The sequence below is a fragment of the Streptomyces sp. NPDC048566 genome, assembly GCF_043199735.1.
Taxonomy (GTDB): domain Bacteria; phylum Actinomycetota; class Actinomycetes; order Streptomycetales; family Streptomycetaceae; genus Streptomyces.
Window position 1 is genome coordinate 169,516 of the sequence record NZ_JBICWL010000001.1, and the last position, 18,857, is coordinate 188,372.

At 69.6% G+C, this 18,857-nt stretch carries 10 protein-coding genes; 6 read left to right on the plus strand and 4 right to left on the minus strand.

Going from position 1 to position 18,857, the window contains the following annotated elements:
* Window positions 1-112: 112 nt before the first annotated feature.
* The 5 genes from ACGFS9_RS00670 to ACGFS9_RS00690 all read left to right on the plus strand — a co-directional run bounded on the left by ACGFS9_RS00670 (window position 113) and on the right by ACGFS9_RS00690 (window position 11,519).
* Window positions 113-1,441 (plus strand): class I SAM-dependent RNA methyltransferase, encoded by a 1,329-nt coding sequence (locus ACGFS9_RS00670; RefSeq protein WP_393249333.1) that lies wholly within the window; start codon window positions 113-115, stop codon window positions 1,439-1,441.
* A 292-nt stretch (window positions 1,442-1,733) separates the two neighbouring features.
* Window positions 1,734-1,928, plus strand: a complete 195-nt coding sequence (locus ACGFS9_RS00675; protein ID WP_007445201.1) for a ribbon-helix-helix protein, CopG family — start codon at window positions 1,734-1,736, stop codon at window positions 1,926-1,928.
* Window positions 1,925-2,317 (plus strand): type II toxin-antitoxin system death-on-curing family toxin, encoded by a 393-nt coding sequence (locus tag ACGFS9_RS00680; RefSeq protein ID WP_133919456.1) that lies wholly within the window; start codon window positions 1,925-1,927, stop codon window positions 2,315-2,317. The genes ACGFS9_RS00675 and ACGFS9_RS00680 overlap by 4 nt, the downstream gene beginning before the upstream one ends.
* Window positions 2,318-3,062: 745 nt before the next feature.
* Window positions 3,063-5,357 (plus strand): hypothetical protein, encoded by a 2,295-nt coding sequence (locus tag ACGFS9_RS00685; protein ID WP_393249336.1) that lies wholly within the window; start codon window positions 3,063-3,065, stop codon window positions 5,355-5,357.
* A gap of 99 nt (window positions 5,358-5,456) precedes the next feature.
* On the plus strand, window positions 5,457-11,519 hold the full coding sequence (locus ACGFS9_RS00690; RefSeq protein ID WP_393250458.1) for a hypothetical protein: 6,063 nt from the start codon (window positions 5,457-5,459) through the stop codon (window positions 11,517-11,519).
* A gap of 754 nt (window positions 11,520-12,273) precedes the next feature.
* Here ACGFS9_RS00690 and ACGFS9_RS00695 read toward each other — a convergent pair.
* The 4 genes from ACGFS9_RS00695 to ACGFS9_RS00710 all read right to left on the minus strand — a co-directional run bounded on the left by ACGFS9_RS00695 (window position 12,274) and on the right by ACGFS9_RS00710 (window position 15,271).
* Window positions 12,274-12,702, minus strand: coding sequence for a PRC-barrel domain-containing protein (locus ACGFS9_RS00695; RefSeq protein WP_393249338.1), 429 nt, complete (start codon window positions 12,700-12,702; stop codon window positions 12,274-12,276).
* A complete protein-coding gene (locus tag ACGFS9_RS00700; protein ID WP_393249340.1) occupies window positions 12,702-13,265 on the minus strand; it encodes a PRC-barrel domain-containing protein in 564 nt (187 codons plus the stop codon). Before ACGFS9_RS00700 ends, ACGFS9_RS00695 begins: the two co-directional genes overlap by 1 nt.
* Window positions 13,262-13,411, minus strand: a complete 150-nt coding sequence (locus ACGFS9_RS00705) for a hypothetical protein (RefSeq protein ID WP_393249342.1) — start codon at window positions 13,409-13,411, stop codon at window positions 13,262-13,264. Before ACGFS9_RS00705 ends, ACGFS9_RS00700 begins: the two co-directional genes overlap by 4 nt.
* Window positions 13,412-13,909: 498 nt before the next feature.
* A complete protein-coding gene (locus tag ACGFS9_RS00710; RefSeq protein ID WP_393249344.1) occupies window positions 13,910-15,271 on the minus strand; it encodes an anaerobic sulfatase maturase in 1,362 nt (453 codons plus the stop codon).
* 608 nt (window positions 15,272-15,879) lie between these two features.
* Between ACGFS9_RS00710 and ACGFS9_RS00715 the strand changes: the two genes are divergently transcribed.
* Window positions 15,880-18,234: a sulfatase-like hydrolase/transferase gene (locus ACGFS9_RS00715; RefSeq protein ID WP_393249346.1), complete on the plus strand. Its 2,355-nt coding sequence runs from the start codon at window positions 15,880-15,882 to the stop codon at window positions 18,232-18,234.
* Window positions 18,235-18,857: the final 623 nt, after the last annotated feature.

The following is an 18,857-nucleotide window of genomic DNA, read 5'->3' on the forward strand; positions in this document are numbered from 1 at the left end:
CCCGGCCGGACCCTGCGCCGACCGGGTGCGGCGGAGGCGCGCGCCCGGAGCACGTAGACTGGTCGGCTGTTGTCCGGCCGTCCCACCCCATCGCATCTGGAGTCACCCCACCATGCAGGCAGAACCGAAGAAGTCGCTGGTGGGGGTCGAGTACGAGGTCGAGATCGGCCCCGTCGCGCACGGCGGGCACTGCATCGCCCGCACGGACGAGGGCCAGGTGCTCTTCGTACGGCACGCCCTGCCCGGCGAGCGCGTCGTCGTACGTGTCACCGAGGGCGAGGAGGGCGCGCGCTTCCTGCGCGCCGACGCCGTCCGGATCGTCGACCCGTCCAAGGACCGCGTGGAGGCCCCCTGCCCCTACGCGGGCCCCGGCCGCTGCGGTGGCTGCGACTGGCAGCACGCCAAGCCGGGCGCGCAGCGCCGGCTGAAGGGCGAGGTCATCGCGGAGCAGCTGCGGCGTCTCGCGGGCCTCACGCCCGAGGAGGCCGGCTGGGACGGCACCGTGATGCCCGCCGAGGGCGACAAGCTTCCCGCCGGCGAGGTGCCCGCCTGGCGCACGCGCGTGCAGTACGCGGTCGACGCGGACGGCAACGCCGGTCTGCGCCGCCACCGGTCCCACGAGGTCGAGCCCGTCGAGCGGTGCATGATCGCCGCCGAGGGCGTCACCGAACTGGGGATCGAGGAGCGCGACTGGTCCGGTATGGCCGGCGTGGAGGCGATCGCGGCGACGGGTTCCCAGGACCGCATGGTCATCCTGGAGCCGCGGCCCGGAGCCCGGCTCCCCCTCGTCGAACTGGACAAGCCGGTCTCGGTGATGCGGGTGGCCGAACAGGACGGCGGCATCCACCGCGTCCACGGCCGCGCCTTCGTCCGCGAACGGGCCGACGGCCGGACCTACCGGGTCGGCAGCGGCGGCTTCTGGCAGGTCCACCCCAAGGCCGCCGACACCCTCGTCAAGGCGGTCATGCAGGGCCTGCTGCCGCGCAAGGGCGACATGGCGCTCGACCTGTACTGCGGCGTCGGCCTCTTCGCGGGCGCGCTCGCGGACCGCGTCGGCGACCAGGGCGCGGTCCTCGGCATCGAGTCCGGCAAGCGCGCGGTGGAGGACGCCCGGCACAACCTCGCCGGCTTCGAGCGGGTCCGCATCGAGCAGGGCAAGGTGGAGGCGGTCCTGCCGCGCACCGGGATCACCGAGGTCAACCTCGTCGTCCTGGACCCGCCGCGCGCGGGCGCCGGCCGGAAGACGGTGGAGCACCTGGCGTCCCTGGGCGCCCGCAGGATCGCCTACGTGGCCTGCGACCCGGCGGCCCTGGCCCGCGACCTGGCGTACTTCCGCGACGGCGGATACCGCGTGCGGACGCTGCGGGCGTTCGACCTGTTCCCGATGACCCATCACGTGGAGTGCGTGGCGATTCTGGAGCCGGCCACGAAGGGCGCCTGACCTGCAGTTTTGTTGTCCGGGTGGCTTGCTCGACCTGTTTCCCTCCGTGCAGCGGTTGGAGCGGGCGGATCGATCTTTGAGATCTCTCTGACCTGCGAATTCGTGAGCGAGACGCTTGCAACGGCGACGCCTTGAAGTGGCTCTTGCGAGATTCTTGACGCTCGGATGACGCTCGAAATGGAAGTCTTTGGGCCTCCGCGGTAGCGATGCGCACGGCCGCTTGGTCCCACGCTCCGAGGAGCCGAGCGCGGCCCGATCGCGCCACTTGATACCGGCTTGGTATCATCTCCGTATGGCGATGACACTTCGACTCCCCGACGACCTTGACGCGAAGCTCACCGAGCGGGCTCGTCGGGAGGGCCGCAGCAAGCAGGAACTTGCCATTGAGGCCATTCGTGACGCCCAGGACCGGGCCGAGCTGAAGGTCGATGACGTCCTGGCCGAGCTGATGGACAGTGACGCGGAGATCCTGGACTACCTGAAGTGACGGACGTGCGCTACATCCAGGTCGACGAGATCCTGGCCATCGCTCGCGCGGTCAACGGTACCGAGCACAGCGTGCGTGACATGGGACTTTTGGTGTCAGCGATCGAACGGCCCCGGACGAACGTGTTCGGAGCCGAGCTGTATCCCACGCTGCACGAGAAGGCGGCAGCAATGCTGCACTCCGTTGCCCGCAATCACGCGCTGATCGACGGCAACAAGCGCACCGCCTGGCTTGCCATGCGTGTCTTCCTGCGGTTCAACGGCGTGAGCGCCAGTACCGTCCCGCCGCCCGTTTCCGTGGCCGGCCCGTTCGTCGAGGAAGTCGCGCAGGACAACGTCGATGTACCGGCGATCGCCAAGCGCCTCGCGACCTGGTTCCCCGTTTCTTGACGTTCGACGAGGCAAGGGCGCCTCATGTGGAGTGCGTGGCGATTCTGGAGCTTACTGCAAAGGGGATCTGACCTGCGGTTTTCGTGGGTTGCTCGGGCGTAGCCGGGCGTGCTCGACACCTGTGGTTCCAATCCCGGACGGGAAGGTGGGCGAGTGTGGCCACCGGTCTTCGCAGGTCCGCTTGAGGTGGCCCTGACGCTCATGGGACGTTCGCTTTGATAGGGCGTCAGCTCATGCATGAGGTCGGTATGCGGTCCGTGCGTCGTTGCACGGAGCGCGGCGATGGGCGGCCACATCAGGAAGGTGACCGGCGGTCCGGTGTCGACGGGGGTGGTGGAGTGCGGCGGTACGAGCAGCCCCTGCGCCGGGCTGTGCCTGTTGCGCATCGTGGACCTGGCCATGGGTGGCTACGACTGTCAGCGGGTGGCGTTGCCGTCCCACGGGGTGGTGGATCTTTCTCGTCAGGCCGCTACGGGATTGGCCTATTGCGTGGCTGGCTGGCTCGCCCCTGCTGGTCGGAGCTTGACTGCCGCGGCAGATGGCGGCGCTGGTGTACCTCTCCGGCCGGGCCGTATTCGTGGCGTTAACGCTCCAGTTCTACGGAATTCGTGAACGCGGTAGGCGGATTCGATCGTCGTGGGCCATCGCAAAGTGATGAAAGTGCCACAGGAAACCCAAGGATGGGCATACTCTGCGGGAATCACCGCAGGTGGGCTGGGGCGACCTGTAATGCGGCGGAGGTGTCATGGGTGGGGACCCGTATGTGTCAGCAAAAGGGGTCGGAGAACGCGAGCGCACGGGGGTGCCGGATCCGTACGGTGACCAGGCTCTCCTGACGCCTGCCATGACGCGGGGCTACGACGCCGTCCCCGGCCAGGAACGCAGTCGACTGCGGAGCTATCTCGAAGCCGTTGTCGCGGTCCGTCCGGCGCCGGTGCATACCACGGTCGCCTTCAACGCCGTGTACTTCGGGTACGAGCTCGGCGGCGACGGCTACGGGGGAAGCCCGCTGTGCCTCGATGATTTTCCCGTCATTACCTTCGGTGAGTGCGCTCCCGTGCTCCCGGTCGGGGCCATGGTGTGTGTCGCCACCGGGTCGGACCCGCTTTACGCCGAAATCGTCTACAGGGAGGGCGCGCACCCGGAGGTGGACGCGCTCGGTGACGTCCCGGCTTGGGTGTCAGGGGCGCCCGCGGGCGCCGAGGGCTCGGGTAGGCCGGGTGCAGACGCCGAACCACGGCGCAGGGAGCTGCTGGTGCCGGACCTCCACGCCTTCGGTCCGGCACTGAGTCTGTCACCGGCCCAGCTTCATCGCTTACGCACGCGCGGGCGATGGATCAATGAGGACGGACATGTCGTCGTCGACGTGTGCTATCCGTCCTTGCAAGCAGCCCGGCGCGACGACCTGACGGCCTACGCGGACCATCTCCTGACGACGGCTCGGGAACAGCTTCTCAGCCCCTTCGTCCCTGTTTCCCTTGCCTCCCTGGTGGGCGGCACGCACGACGACGATCTGCGGGCGGGACTGCTCGGTCTCCTCGACACGATGCGGGGTGTCCTCAACTCCAGTGCAGTGTTGCGCACCTGGGGCCACTACGCCCTGACCCGTACCTCCCTCGCGGACTGCTGGCGGGACACCGGACCGCTGGGCGGCGATGACCTCAGGTCTCTCGTGGCCGCGGTCGAGCGCGCGGCCACCCCGGCGAGGCGGCGACACGGCCTCGTCGCTCCGGTCACTGTGTACACAGCGGTCGGACCACGGCTCCGCGGTTTTCCCGGGGCGGAGGAACGGCTCAGGGAAGTGGGGTATGCCGCTGCGGTGTGCCGGGCGAACGTGGCGCTTGCCGACGTGGTCCAAGGGGACAGCGACCAGGGCCTGTTCGGCAACGGCTCCCGGGTCACCCTCGACGACGCCTTCGAGGGGGGAGGGGTGTGGCGGTCCCACCATCCCGGTGACGCAGAGGCACCCAGAGACCCCCTGGTCCCGGCCGGGCGCGGCTGGAACTCCACACTGCCCGCACCGCCGGAGCCGGAAACGGAAGTGGAGCTGGAACCGGTAGATGCGCCTCTCGCCGACGACGACGCCCTCGGCATCGGCGAACTCCTGCGAAGCGACGCGCAGGACATCGTCTGGAGGGCGCCCCTGCGGCTGGCCCATCTCATCGGCGGCTGGTTTCCCATGCACCCGTTCGTCGCGCAGGACCTTTGCCGGCCCCGCGGCGCGCACCCCACGCTTCGCCTCGAACTCGACCATGCTGGTGAGACATTGGACGAGAAGGAGGCGGTGCAGTATGTCGCGGCCGAACTCGGTGACGAATCGGGTCGGTTGACGGGAATCGTCTGGCCCGGTGACTTCTTCCCCGGCCTGATGCTGGAGCTGCGCCGGCTCCGTGGCGACACGGTGATTCGGCTGGCCACGACGCGGTTGAAGGAATGGGTGCAGGCCGGTGACCGTGAGACTGGGCACTGTTACGACCCTCGCGTGCTCACCAGGGAGGACGTGCCGGGCAGCAGCCGCCACGGTGACAGCGCGGTCGGGCTGGGTCCCCGGCAACTGGTGATGCGCACCGTGCGCCGTTGCGGTCTACTCACCCTGGACGGTCATGCCCTGATGGACCGGTCGGTCCTGCCGAGCGCGGTCTATGGGCGCCGACCGGCCCGGTCGCAGGCCGCCGCCCTGGGCTCGGCCGTCGCGGAACTGCTCGCGGAACGTCTTCTGGAGTCGGCCCTGGGCAGCCAGGACGCCTGGGGGCAGCCGCACTTCCCGCCGCGTGACGGACAGCGGACCATTCACCTCATCGGCTACCGCCCCGCCAGGCCGCGGGTGATACGTCCGTGGGGCGGTGGCGAACCGGGCGGTGAGGGACTGCGCGGCGCTCAGTTCGTCGCAGGTCATCTGCGCCGACTGCGGCCGGGGTGTCTGCCCAGCGACGTTCAGCGCGCGGCCTTCCGGGAGCACTGCCGCAGGCTCGGCAAGGCGGACGGCTGGGAACTGCCCTACGGGTACACGTTCGTGACCGAGCACACGCGCGGCCGCTGACCTTTCAAGGCTTTCACGCGTCCACGGCTCCGGCCCTCTCTCTTCCTCCCGTCACCCACAGAAATCTTCCCGTCACCAACAGGAACGGAGTGCGTGTACATGCAGGACCGCTACCGCGTCGTCACAGGGCCGCCGTGGTCCCCGCCGAGCGTCTCGGCCGAGGACCTGGAAGGCCTGGCCGCCGCGCTCAACGCCTTGCAATCCCCGGCCGTCGCCGCCCTGAACGACCTCACGGCGGACATGGTGGAACTCACTTTCAACTCCCTGCGGCCCAAGCACCGCCAGGAGTTGCTTACCAGTCTGGGCATCCGCATGTCGGCCCCTCGACGGGTGAGTAGTGCCCTGTGCCGGGACGTCCTCACCAGGCTACGGCGCGAGTCACGGCAGCACGCCTGCACATGCGGGATCAAGGGACTCACGGTCACCGTGATGAACCAGGTGCGCGCCTTCGTCCTGGCGCACGACGGGGAGCCGGTCCCCGACCCTGTTGCCCGGTGGGGCGCCTCGCTGGTCCGGGCCACCGTGTTCGCGTGGTGCAACGCCTCCGTCACCGACGCCCACATCCTTGCCTGGGCGGCGGACCAGGATTGGTTCGGGGCGACGGCCGACGACGAGGAGGCGGCCGGGCTCGCCGCCGTCGCTGCCGCGGCGCGGCCCCTCGTGGAGGCGCACCCCGATTTCGTTCTTGGAGCGGCGGAAGACGACGGGTTGGCGCTCGCCGAGGACAGTGAACCAGGGGCCGCTGCCATCGCCGACCGGCCGGGCGCCAGCGCCCCCGCACCGCAGACCGCGGCAGCGGACACCGGTACTTCGCACGAGGAGACCGCTACCGCGTCCGACAACCCCGGGACCAAGGCTGGGACAGCTCCCGAGGAAGCATGTCAGCAGCTGGAGTCCGCCCTGGCAGGGGCCCGCCAGGCCGCGGAGAAGGTCACCGACGCGGTCATGGAGGGCCGCCCTCCGCAGGATGAGGACCTGGCTCGGCTCGCTGCGCTGAGCACTGTTTTCAACGACGTGGACGCGGTGTTCCGGGCCGCCGGGATTGAGGGGGTGCCTCGTCGCCTAGAGGACATCACGCGCGCTGCTCACGCCCACCGGACAGCGCGGGAGCGTGACCTCCAGGCCCGCGAGCCGCTGCGGGAACTGCTGGATGTCGACTGCCGTCCGGACAGCTCCGCCGCTGCCGCCGCTGCCGCCGAGGCCGTGCGCGGCGCGGCTCGCCGCCTGCTGGACGTGCCGGTGTGGGAGGAGCTGCACCACGAGGAGGGCGCCGCGCTCGCCGCCCTGGCCCGGCTCATCAGGCTGGGACGACAGGCGGATGCCGCCACGGAGATCCTGGCACTGCAGGGAAAGGTCGTACGGGTCCTGCCCACGTGCGCCATGGCCGTGCTCATCGCTCCCGAGCTGACGCTGGACCAGCCGGCGGACGGTGACTCGTACCCCGCCGGGACCGACAAGGCACACGGCACCGCCGAGCCGTCCGACGCCGAGACGACCGCAGAGCACGAAACCGTGCAGTCGGCCGCGTCGACCGAGGCGATCGCGCCCCAGCCCGCCGCCGAGCCGGAAGCCACGACGACCGCCGCGCCGGTCCACGCACCCAAGGCAGACGCCGGGCCGGCCGCCGACAGCGACTCGGCACTCCCCACGTCCGCTGACGCGCCCGTCCAGGCACCCGCAGCACCCACGCTTTCTCCCGTCGATGACACGTCCGTCCGGGCAGCGGTCCCGGCGGCGGACGACGCCACCCATGAGGTCGCGGTCGAGGGGGTCCTGGCGCAACTGGTCGTGGAGCGGCGCTTCGGACTTGCCCACCATGTGGCAAGGGCCGCCGGCCACCCCGAGCCCAAGGTGGCGGCGATCCGCCTGGCCGGTGCCGCCGCGCTGCTCACCTCCGGGGACAGCCAGAGTGCCCGGCTGACGGCGGACCTGCTCCAGGAGTACGGCGGATATGCGGGCAAGGACACCGAGGGCAGCGATCTCCTCCTGCTGCCCGCCCTGCTGCGTACCGCGCTGATCACCGGTGACCACGCTGCGGGCGCTCAGCTCAAGGCGCTGGTGCCGAGGCTCCCGGACCGGCTGGGGGAGGCGGCGGCCGCCGTCGCCGACCGTGCCCTCAGCGGTGCCCTGCTGATCGCCTCGCCGCTGGTCGCCGACGTCTCCGAGACCGAGGCCCGGCTGCGGGAACTGCGCGATCAGAGCCGTGCCCTGCTCTCGCCGCAGCGGCTGCGGTTCGCACGGGCGACGGAGATCGCCAAACGCTGGCTCGCCCCCGACGACGGGATGCTCGGATCGCTGCTCACGACCGTCGTCGGCGACGACCGCGACGCGCTGCAGCAGGTGCGGGAGCAGGCCGATCGGCTGTCGAAACTGGCCGAGGTCAACAGCGAGATCGACCGCATGGACCGCAAGTACCGCTCGTCCAGCGGCAAGCCGCTCCAGGGCTCCGGGCGGCAGGACCTGGTGCATCTCGTGGAGCGGGCCGTCAGTCTGGTCAAGGAGTGGTGCCTGGCGGTCGACGGCACCCGTCGCGGCGACCGTTCCGACGGCAGCCGGGCGGTCAAGGAGATCTCCTCCCTGCGCCAGTCCCTGCTGGACGGCAGGGAAGCGGCGCTGGGCGAACTGGAGCGGTTGGCGCGGCGCCCGGACGCCCTCTCGGGCGCGATGGCTTGGGCGGCCCATGCCTCGATGGAGGAGCTGTTCGCTCTGCTGGCCGACGCCACCGTGACCACGCGTTCCGGCGGTCCCGTCGACCCAGCGCTCGTTCTGGACGCGGAGCTGCTGAAGGTGTGTGACACCCGTGACGAGCGGCCGTCGCCCGACGAACTGCTGACCGCGGTCCACCGGAGCTGGCAGGAGGCGCTGGACGAGCGGCTCTCCCATGACGCGTTCACCGCGGCCCGTGACATCGTCGAGCTGGCCGGACGCGGGCTGTTGCCTGCCGCTGGGGCGGGGGAGTTCTTCCCGCCTGCGGAAGCCGAGCTCGACGACAGGGAGACCACCCGGCGTGCGCAGCTGCGGAAGGCGCACGACGCACTCGTCGCCGAGCTGCACCGTGCGCAGGCCGACGGTGCCGTGACCGAGGACCAGGACCTGGGCCTTCAGGAGTTGCTCGCCGACGCCCACAACAGCCTCGAAAGCGGTGACCGACACGACCTGCTGCACGTGCGACGGGCGCTCGACACGGTACGGAGTGGCCTGCCGGCCTTCCGGGAGCAGGCGGCGGATCGAATCCGGGCTCGGCTCGACGCCCTGGACCCCTCCGTGGAGGAGCGGGCCCAGGTCCTGCGGCGCCTGGAGACGAACGACCTGGCCACCGCTGCCGACCTCGTCTACTTCCTGGAGATCGGCGAGCCGGTCCCGGAGATCGAGGGCGGTGAGTCCCATCTGACCGAGTTCTTCCCGGCCGTGCCCGACGGCCTGCCCGGAGGGATCGACCATGAGCTCGTCGAGCTGGTTCGGTCCGGCGGCAAGCATCCGATGGTCCCCGTCCTGGACTACGGCGGCCTCTCCACCGACGAGGCGGCGCTTGCGGCCGACGCCCTCGACGAGTGGCGCGCGCTTGCCGCCACCGAACGCAAGGACCGGCTCCAGGTGGCTCCGACGCGACAGGTGCCGCCTCTCCTTAAGCTCCTCGGCTACGACGCGAAGAGCGCCAGGCCGCTCGACGACCGATCCCAGCACCGGCGGGAATACCGTCTCTTCGAAGCGACCGGCGTGGAGATCAACGGTAGAGCGAAGGCGCCCGCGTTCGGCTCGCAGATCAAGGAGCAGGGCGGCAACCTGCGGGTGATGATGGTCTGGGGCAGGCCGCCCGCCAAGGTCGTCATGAGCTGGGCGGAGCGCGACACCAGCGGAGCGAGCCTTCTCGTCGTCTACTTCGGCACGCTGAGCCTTGAGGCCCGAGTCGAACTCGCCGCCGGCTCCGACCGGTTGCAGCCGCTGCTCGTGGTGGACGATGCCGCCCTCGCCTATCTCGCGGCCTGCGGCAACCGCCAGGTCAGCGCCGCCACGCAGACCCTGCTGCCCTTCTCCGGCGTCAACCCGTACATCAGGGAGAAGCGCGGCCGGATCGGCGGCGAGATGTTCTACGGCCGCGACGCCGAACGCAAGAGCATCCTCGACCCGCGCGGCACCCAGGTCATCTACGGCGGCCGGGGCCTGGGCAAGTCGGCGCTGCTCGCCGACGCCGGGGAACTGTTCACGGAGCAGCGCCCCGGATATCACCAGACGGTTTACGTCAACCTCGACCAGGAGAACATCGGCAAGGGCAGCTCGCGCGGGCCGGAGGCGCTGTGGAGCGTCCTCCTGAGAGAGCTGACCGTGGCACAGGTACTCGATGACCGGCCGCAGGGGCGCGGAAAGCGACAGGAGACCTCCGAGCGGGTGCGCGCCGGCATCCGGGCTTGGCTGGACGGGGACTCCCGTCGCCGACTGCTGATCCTGCTCGACGAGTGCGACCAGTTCTTCGAGGCCGACGCCCCGCGGTTCGACCAGACCAAGAAGCTCAAGGGCCTCGGGTCCGACACCAAGGACGCGGCAAAGGTCGTCTTCGCAGGACTTCACTCCGTGCAGCGCTTCTCCAAGCTCGCGAGCAACGGGCCGTTCGGCCACCTCGCTCAGACCCCGAAGGTGATCGGCCCGCTGGCTCCCCAGTCGGCTGCGGAACTGCTGGTCGAGCCGATGCGGGCGCTCGGGTTCGAGTTCAAGGACCTGGATCTCGTCAACCGTGTGCTCGGCTACTGCTCGTACCAGCCGTTCCTGCTGCAGATGTTCGGGCACAGGCTGGTCGAGCTGATGCACCGCAAGCGGACGCGGCGCGGCGCCGGGCAACCCCCTTACGAGGTGGAGGTGACCGACATCGAGATCGTGGAGTCGGACGCCGCGCTCCGGGACGGCATCTCGGCGGCCTTCAAGGACACGCTGAGCCTCGACCACCGCTATGACGTGATCGCCAATGTGCTGGCGTACCACGCCCGCCATCACGGCCTGGAGGTGCGGCTGAGCGACACCGAGTTGCGCGAGGAGTGTGAGACGTACTGGCGCAAGGGGTTCGACCAGCTCGACACCGAGGGTTTCCGCGCCTACCTCTCCGAGATGGTGGGTCTCGGTATCCTCGCGCCCAACCACGACGGACTGGGCTGGCATCTGCGCGGTCCCAACGCCCTGCGCATGATCGGGACCTCCCACGAGGTGGAGGCACGTCTGCTTAGGGCCGAACAGGACTGTGAACTGCAGGAGAGCATCGTGCAGGAGGGCCGCCCCGAGCTCCCCGACGGGCGGCCGGCTCCGCTGACCAACACACAGCTCGACGACCTCCTGGGCGAGCGGTCCAACCGGACCCGAGTCGTCCTCGGCAGCACGGCCACCGGAGTCACCGACGTCGCCCGGACGTTGCGTACGATCGCCGGACCGATCGACGGCTGGACGCTGCCACCCGTGGGCAAGCCCAGCGTCTACAAACAGGAACTCACTGGCGGACGCCCCCGAGAACGACGGGTCGTCATCAGCGACTTCGTCAACTACCGGGATCCGGTCCGGCCCGAGACCTGCCGCGAAGCCGTCGACTTGGCCGAGACGCTGCTGCCCGCCACTCCGGGGGTCACCCGCGCGGTCGTCATCGTCACCGGCCCCGCTCAGCTCACCCTGTGGCGCTCCTTGCTGACGGGAACCGAGCCGACCTCGGCCGCACCGGTGGTGCTGCGTAGGCACGACCACCGCAGCCTGCGCGGCTGGGCCCAGCGCATCAACATGTTCCACACGGAGGACCGCCTGGACCGTCTCCACGAACTGACTGGCGGCTGGCCGCTCCTGGTGGACCGGGCCCACCGCCTGCACGAGGAATTGGGCGACCCCGACGAGGTGTTGCGCCGTCTGGCCGACCTCCGCGCGGACCGGGCCCAGGCCCGCGCATTCGCCGAGGCGACCGGCGTGTACGCGGATCCGTTGCTGGCCGCCGGATACCGGGCCCTCACCGACGAGTTCAAGGACGGCCTCTTCGACCTGGAAGGCGCGGTGACCGCCGTCGCGCTCAAGATCGATGACGAGGACGAGGCACGGTGGATCGTCGACTTCCTCGACGCCCTCCAGGTCTTCGATCGCGAGGACACCCAGCTGCGCCTGGAACCGGTGCTCCGGGAGTGGGTGGCGCTCAAGGGGTGACAGCGCCGCACGTGCATCGTGACCGGACATGACCGTGGTGATCGCGGGCATGCCGGTCGCGGTTCCGCAGTGGGCGGAGGACCTGTTGCGCCGACGAGAGTGGGGCATTTCCAGGCGAGACCAGGAATCCGGGTAGACCGTGCGACCTCCTCCGTGCTGCTCAGGGCTGAACAGACTGCGGCAACCGGATCATCCCGAGGGATCCCGCTCGCTCGCCCGCGAGGCCGGTGGCCCGACACCGACTCGGCACTGTCCACCGCGACGCTCGTTTGACGCTCTGGGCCCCCTTCAAGCTGCACATCAAGCCGAGAATGCGCCTCTGACCTGGTCTTTTCCATGACTCACTCAGGCCAACACCTTTACGATGACCCATCACGTGGAGTGCGTGGCGATTCTGGAGCCTGCCGCGAAGGGCGCCTGACCTGCGGCTTTGTGTCGCAGGCGGTTCGACCGATCTGTTCCTCTCCATGCAGCGGGCCGTCCTCCACGGCCGCGTCCCGGGCGGTGCTCAGCCCCGCCCTTTCCCACGACGAGAGTCTGGGCGTCGTCCGAATCGAGTTGACCGACATTCACCCCACCCGGTTGGCGCGACCGGCTTCCGATCCGGACGAGGGCGGATGCCACAGACTGCTCCTTGTCGATGCGCTCGCCGCCGACCGGGGCGTAGTTGTTGATGCGAAGCCGACGGCCCCGTCGTCGAGTACCCAACGGCGCGTACCTGCCCTTGAGGCCGGAAACCAGACGTCGCTCCTGCCTAGGGGACGGCGATGACGATGGCGTAGGTGCCGGCGCCCAGGAGGCGGTAGCCGGGGATGTCCTGGTCGGCTGTGATCAGGCGTTCGATATGGCCGGTGCCTTCGTCGAAGTCGATGTCGTCGAGGGTGCCCAGGTCCTGTCCGGTTTCGGTCAGGACGCGTTTGCCGATGGGGTCGTGGTGCTTGTCGGAGACGGCGCTGGTGTCCTGGTCGCCCTGGATCTTGTCGGGTGTGCGGACGGTCACCGCGTCCGGGCCGAAGGAGTGCACGTTGCTCCAGGTCACCAGGGTGCCGGGGCCGCGGGTCTTGACGCGGAGCGCGGCGACGCGGGCGGGTGCAGGGGCGATGGTGAGGCCGGTGAGGGTGGCCAGGGTCTCGGCGGTGGTCAGGGCGACGACGTCGCGGCTCTTGGCCTGGCTGAACAGCATCACTTCTCCCGTTCGAGGCGGGCGTGCAGGCCGTGGGCGGCTTCGGGGAACCCGGCCAGATCACCCGCGGTGAACTCGCCGGTGGCCTCCGGTACGAGGACCATCTCACCGGAGATGGCTCCGGGTTTGATGACCGGCAGCAGGATGTGCCGGCGGCCCTGCGCGGCGGATTCCACTTCGTATCCGGCCACTGCCGGATTCCGCCCCGCCTCGATGACGACATCGACGATCTTGCCGAGGTCGGTACCGCCCTCGGTCATCACCCGTGAGCCGATGACGTTGCCGCCGCCGGACGCTTCGGAAGCTTTGGCCGTTGCATCGTCATCGGCCAGGGCGTTCTCGTTCCGGATCATCACCGCGTCCGGCCCCAGGGCGTGCACCTTGTTCCACAGCAGGTCCCGCTTGAGCGGGCCCGAGAGCAGACCCCGCCCACTGAGGGTGAAACAGCGCACACTGCCGTCGGCCGCGTCGAAAACGACGTCCTTGATCTGGGCGACGTCTTCGCCGCCGAGGGTGACCACGGGCAGTTTGGCTATCTCACTGGCGCGCACGTAGCCGGTCATGACCCCGGCCCCTTCCTGTCGTGCGGGTGCCGCCTGCCGCCCGCGATGACCCCACCGCTGCGACGACGTGCCTGCACCCCGAGCAGCGACACGGCACCCAGCGCCACGACCGCCAGGGCGATCACCACCCACAGCCACCAGTCCATGTCTGGTACCTCCCGGGCCCAGGGCCGGGCCTCGCCGACCCTGTTTTCAGTATGCGGCGGCCCGGTGTGGCTGTCGACGCCACGGACAGGGCGCCTCACGGAAGCGAGAGCAGCAGGTCAGACAGGGAGGGGCCGGTGCCCTGCCCGGGAGGGCCGGCTGACGACGACCAGGTACAGCCTTGGTCCGGCCGGCTGCGGGGGCGCGTTCCTGGCTGCGCCAGAAGGCTTCCTCGTACGCGCCGGTGGCACGTAGTCGCGGGCGCCGTGGAGGCGCTCTTCGTCTGTACCGCGTGCCCCAGCGGAAGATCGCCTGCTCGACTTGGGCGACGTCCTTCCAAGGGTCCTTGCATTTCGATCAGCTCGGCCTTGAAGGTGCCGTTCAGGGCCTCGGCCATCGCGATGACGCTCGCTCCTGTAGCTCTTCAGGCCGCTTGCCGGCGCCTGCATGGGGTGGAGACGCGCAGGGCTGCTCCGCGAGGTGCCCTGACGTGTTGGGCGCTACCGCTGGTGCGCCGCGACGGGCCTGCCGTGGCAGCGGGCCCACTTGCGTCCGCCCGCGCACGGGCAGGGCGTGTTGTGCGGCCGGTGCGCGTCCGCCTCCGCGTATTCGCGCATGATCAGTGCGGGTGCCCGCCCCTGGCGCAGCAGCCCGGCCATTGTGCGCATCGGGTGGTCGACGTGGTGGAAGAACGCCTTGAATCCGGCGCACAGGTGGTTGAGGCCCGGTTCGCCGTCCGGTGTGGTGTCGAAGCGGTCCTTGGGGCAGCCACCGTGGCAGGCGAAGCGTACGTCGCAGTCCAGACAGTACCGGGGAAGGGTGTCGTGTTTGTCCTGGCCGAACTTCCGCTGTTGCGGTGAGTCGACCAGCTCCAGCAGGTGCCGGTCGCCGACGTTGCCGAGCAGGTGTTCCGGCTCGACGAAGTGGTCGCAGGAGTACAGGTCGCCGTTGTGCTCCAGGGCGAGGGCACTGCCACAGGTTTCGGAGTGTACGCAGAGAGAGGGTGGCTCGCCGTACCAGTTGGCCAGCGCCACGTCGAACATCTGGACGTAGACCCGGCCGACGTCGTGGCGCACCCAGTCCTCGAAGACGTCGATGAGGAACCGGCCGTACTGCGTTCCGGTGACCGACCGGTCGGTGACGCGGTCGCCCTCCTGCCGGTACAGGGGCCGGTCCGTGGCGCGGGCGCCCCAGCCGTCGTTGGCCAGCGGCAGGTCGTGCGCGGTGGCGCGTTCCACGATCGGGATGAACTGCATGTGCTCGGCGCCGCAGTCGTCGCGCAGAAAGGCGTATACCTCGCGGCCCTGCCCGGCGGTGGCGTCGTGCAGGGTGGTCAGCGCGTTCCACCGCACATCCTGTTCGCGCAGGTGACGCAGTCCGTGCATCACGCGGTCGAAGGTGGGCTTTCCGCCCCTGTCGACCCGGTAGGCGTCGTGCAACTCACGGGGGCCGTCGACGGAGAGCCCGACCAGGAAGTCGTTCTCCCGGAAGAAGCGGGCCCATTCGGCGTCGATGAGTGTGCCGTTGGTCTGGATGGTGTTGACGATCCGCTGGCCGGGGCGGGCGTAGCGGTGCTCGTACTCGACGGACCTGCGGAAGAAGTCGAGGCCCATCAGCGTGGGCTCACCGCCCTGCCAGGCCACAGTGACCTCGGGCGCCGGTCCGTGCGCCTCGATGAGTTGCCGGATGTAGGTGTCGAGCAGTTCGTCTGCCATGCGGAATCTGCTGCCCTCGTACAGCAACTCCTTGGACAGGAAGAAGCAGTAGGTGCAGTCCAGATTGCAGATCGCCCCGGCCGGCTTGGCCAGCAGATGAAAGGGCCGGCGCCGGACGGTCGGATCGGGCAGTTCTACGGTGCTCATCGGCCCAGGATGGGACCTCGCAATCCCCAGGCACGCCACCCGGCAGGGGTGACGCGCGGGAACTCCCTCGCACGCCGTCAGAGGTTGCCGCGCGGTGATCCCTTCAAGCCGGTCGGGTCTGCGGCGGGCCGTCGGCAGGGCAGCACCTCGTCCTGCTCGCGCACGGCGACTTCAAGTAGCGCGCGAGGGGCGGTCAGGGTGGTGGCTGCCGTCAGGCGGCGCGAGCGCCGTACTTCCCACACCATCGGCCGTAACCGGGCCCCCACCGGGTGTGCAGCCCCTCAGGCCGAGCAGGACCGTCAGGAGCGCAACCACGGCGAGCAGGGCGACGAGCATGTCCCGACTTCGTCTCCTCGCGGGCGGGGCTCGGGTGCCCCTCATCGCCGTCGGACGCCCTGTCATTCCCGCCGTGCGGGACCGGACCAGGAGACCGCTGTCCCTGAGGCCGCCCAGTGGCGCGTCACCGTGCGATGACGCCGCACGTCCACTCGGCGATACGGTGTGCCGCTCCTGCGTTCTGTCACCCGTGAGGGGTGAGGCGAGGCGGGTCGTACCCGGCCAGGGTGGATGGACAGCCGGTCAGGCCCCGGGCAATGAGGAGAACCGTCATGGCCAAGCCGTTCAAGGGGAAGATCGCTCTCGACATCCGTGACTCGCAGCCGGACTGGACGCCGTTCCTCGCACCGAAGGCGGCCGAGAACGCTCCGAACGTGCTGGTGATCGCGTGGGACGACGTCGGCTACGGGACGATGGACTGCTTCGGCGGCCCGGTGAAGACGACGGCGATGTCGAGGATCGCCGACATGGGGGTTCGCTACTCGAACTTCCACACCACAGCGCTGTGCTCCCCGACCAGGGCCTCGCTGATGACCGGCAGGAACGCGACGTCGAACGGGATGGCGACCATCGCCGAGTTCAGCTCCGGCTTCCCCGGGATCTCCACCCGCATCCCGTTCGAGAACGGGTTCGTCTCGGAGGTCCTCGGTGAACGCGGCTACAACACCTACTGCGTCGGCAAGTGGCACCTCACTCCCGGCGAGGAGACCAATCTGGCCGCCTACAAGGGACGCTGGCCCCTGGGGCGCGGCTTCGAGCGGTTCTACGGCTTCCTCGGCGGCGAGTCGAGCTGCTGGTATCCGGACCTGGTCCACGACAACCACCCGGTCGACCCGCCGGCCACGCCGGACGAGGGGTACCACATCGCCAAGGACTTCTCCGACAAGGCGATCGGTTTCATCCGCGACGCCAAGGTCGTCGACCCCGGCAAGCCCTTCTTCATGTATCTCTCCCTCGACGCGGCTCATGCGCCGCACCACGTCTTCAGAGAGTGGGCCGACCGGTACAAGGGCGTGTTCGACGAGGGCTACGAAGCCATCCGGCCGGGGATCCTGCGCCGTCAGAAGGACATGGGTCTGCTGCCGGAGAACACCGAACTCTCCCCGATCAATCCGCACGGGGAGCCTGTGGTGACCGGGCCGGACGGCCAGCCGTGGCCGCTGCTGGACACCGTGCGGCCCTGGGACGAGCTCAGTGCCGACGAGCGGCGGCTGTTCGTCAGGATGGCAGAGGTCTTCGCCGGATACGTCTCCTACAGCGACGACCAGCTGGGTCGGGTGCTCGACTTCCTCGAATCCACCGGCGAGCTCGACAACACGATCATTGTGGCTGTCTCCGACAACGGGGCGAGCGGCGAGGGCGGACCGGACGGGACGTTCAACGAGTGGCGGTTCTTCAACGGCATGAGCACGCCGACCGAGCTGTCCCTGGAACACATTGACGACCTCGGCGGACCGACGTCGTACAACCACTACAACACCGGGTGGGCCTGGGCGTTCGACACCCCGTTCCCGTACTGGAAGCGCTGGGCCGGCTATGAGGGCGGCGTGGCCGACATGTGCGTGGTCGCCTGGCCCGACGGGATCGAAGCCCGCGGGGAGGTGCGCGACCAGTACGTTCACGCGGTGGATGTCGTGCCCACCCTCTACGACCTGCTCGGCATCGAGCCGCCCGAGGTACTCAAGGGCCGCCCGCAGAACCCGATCGAGGGGGAGAGCTTCAAGGCGTCGCTCACCGACCCCGGGGCGCCGGGACGACAGACCCAGTTCTACGCGATGCTGGGGCAGCGGTCGATCTACCACGAAGGGTGGCTGGCCTGCACCGTGCACCCGCCACTGAGCGGCTGGGGCGACTTCGCCCACGACGTGTGGGAGCTGTACGAGCTCACCACCGACCGAGCCCAGTCCACAGACCTTGCCGCGCGTGAACCGGCCCGGCTGGAGACCCTCAAGAGCCTCTGGTACTACTACGCGGGCATCTACAACGGGCTGCCGCTGGACGACCGCACCGCCCTGGAACAGGTCCTGGCCGAGCGCCCGCACGGAAGCCCCGAGCGCGACCGCTACGTGTACTACCCCGACACCGCGGCGGTCCCCGAACAGTCCGGAGTCGTGACCAGCGGCCGGTCGTACACCATCGCCGCCGGGGTCGACGTCGACTCGCCCGACGCCGAGGGCGTGCTGTACGCCCACGGCGGGGTGGCGGGCGGCCACAGCCTCTACGTCAAGGACCATCGCCTGCACTACGCGTTCAACTGGGTCGGCAGCACCCTCCAGGCCGTGGACGCCGACCGGGACATTCCGCCGGGCAGGCACGTGCTCACGGCCGAGTTCGCGGCGAACGGACGCAGCACCGATCCCACGATGCCCGGCGCCGCGGGCACCCTCACCCTCTACATGGACGACCAGGAGGTGGGCAGCGACGATATCGTCACGCAGCCCGGTTCCTTCTGCCTCGTCGGGGACGGGATCTGTGTGGGCCGGGACGACGCCTCGCCGGTCACCCCTGACTACGAAGGGCCGTTCCCGTTCACCGGAGGCGCGATCGACAAGGTCGTCGTCGACGTCTCCGGCGAACGTTACGTCGATCACGAGGCGCAGGTACGCGGCTGGTTCATGATGGACTGATCGCAGGACGTCCACCGGCACCCCGATTGCGTCGGGCGGCACCGACGCCGAGTGGTGACCGCTGTCCGCCGCGTCAAGGAACCCGTCGGGCTGCCCTGCTGCCCGACGGGGACGAGACGCCCAGCGGGGCGGCGAAGACAGGGTGGCTCGTCTTCGTGATCGTGCTCCCCCAGTAACACGATCGAGCGGTCATGAACCGAGGGGGAGCGGACTTAACGTCCACTCAGCCCCTCGCCGACTCCTCCTACCTCTCGGTCATCGGCGGCGTCCCAGTGCGCATCGTCGAAGCCCAGGTGAGTATCACCTGCACCGGTGGCGCCTTCGGGGGCTCCCACCGTCTGGTGACCACGCTCCTAGACGCCCGCCGCTACCCGCCGACCGCCTCGTGCACCTGTATCACGAGCGTTGGGAGCACGAGAGCGCCTACTACGCCTTGCGCCACACCATCCTGCACGGACGTGTCCTGCGCTCGCACGACCCGGCCGGCGTCGAGCAGGAGGTGTGGGCCGTGCTCACCCTCTACCAGCGACGCACCATGGTCCAGGCAGCGGACTCCCGGGCAGGCACCGATCCCGACCGTTGCGGCTTCGCCGTCGCCCTCCAGACCGCCCGTGACCTGCTGG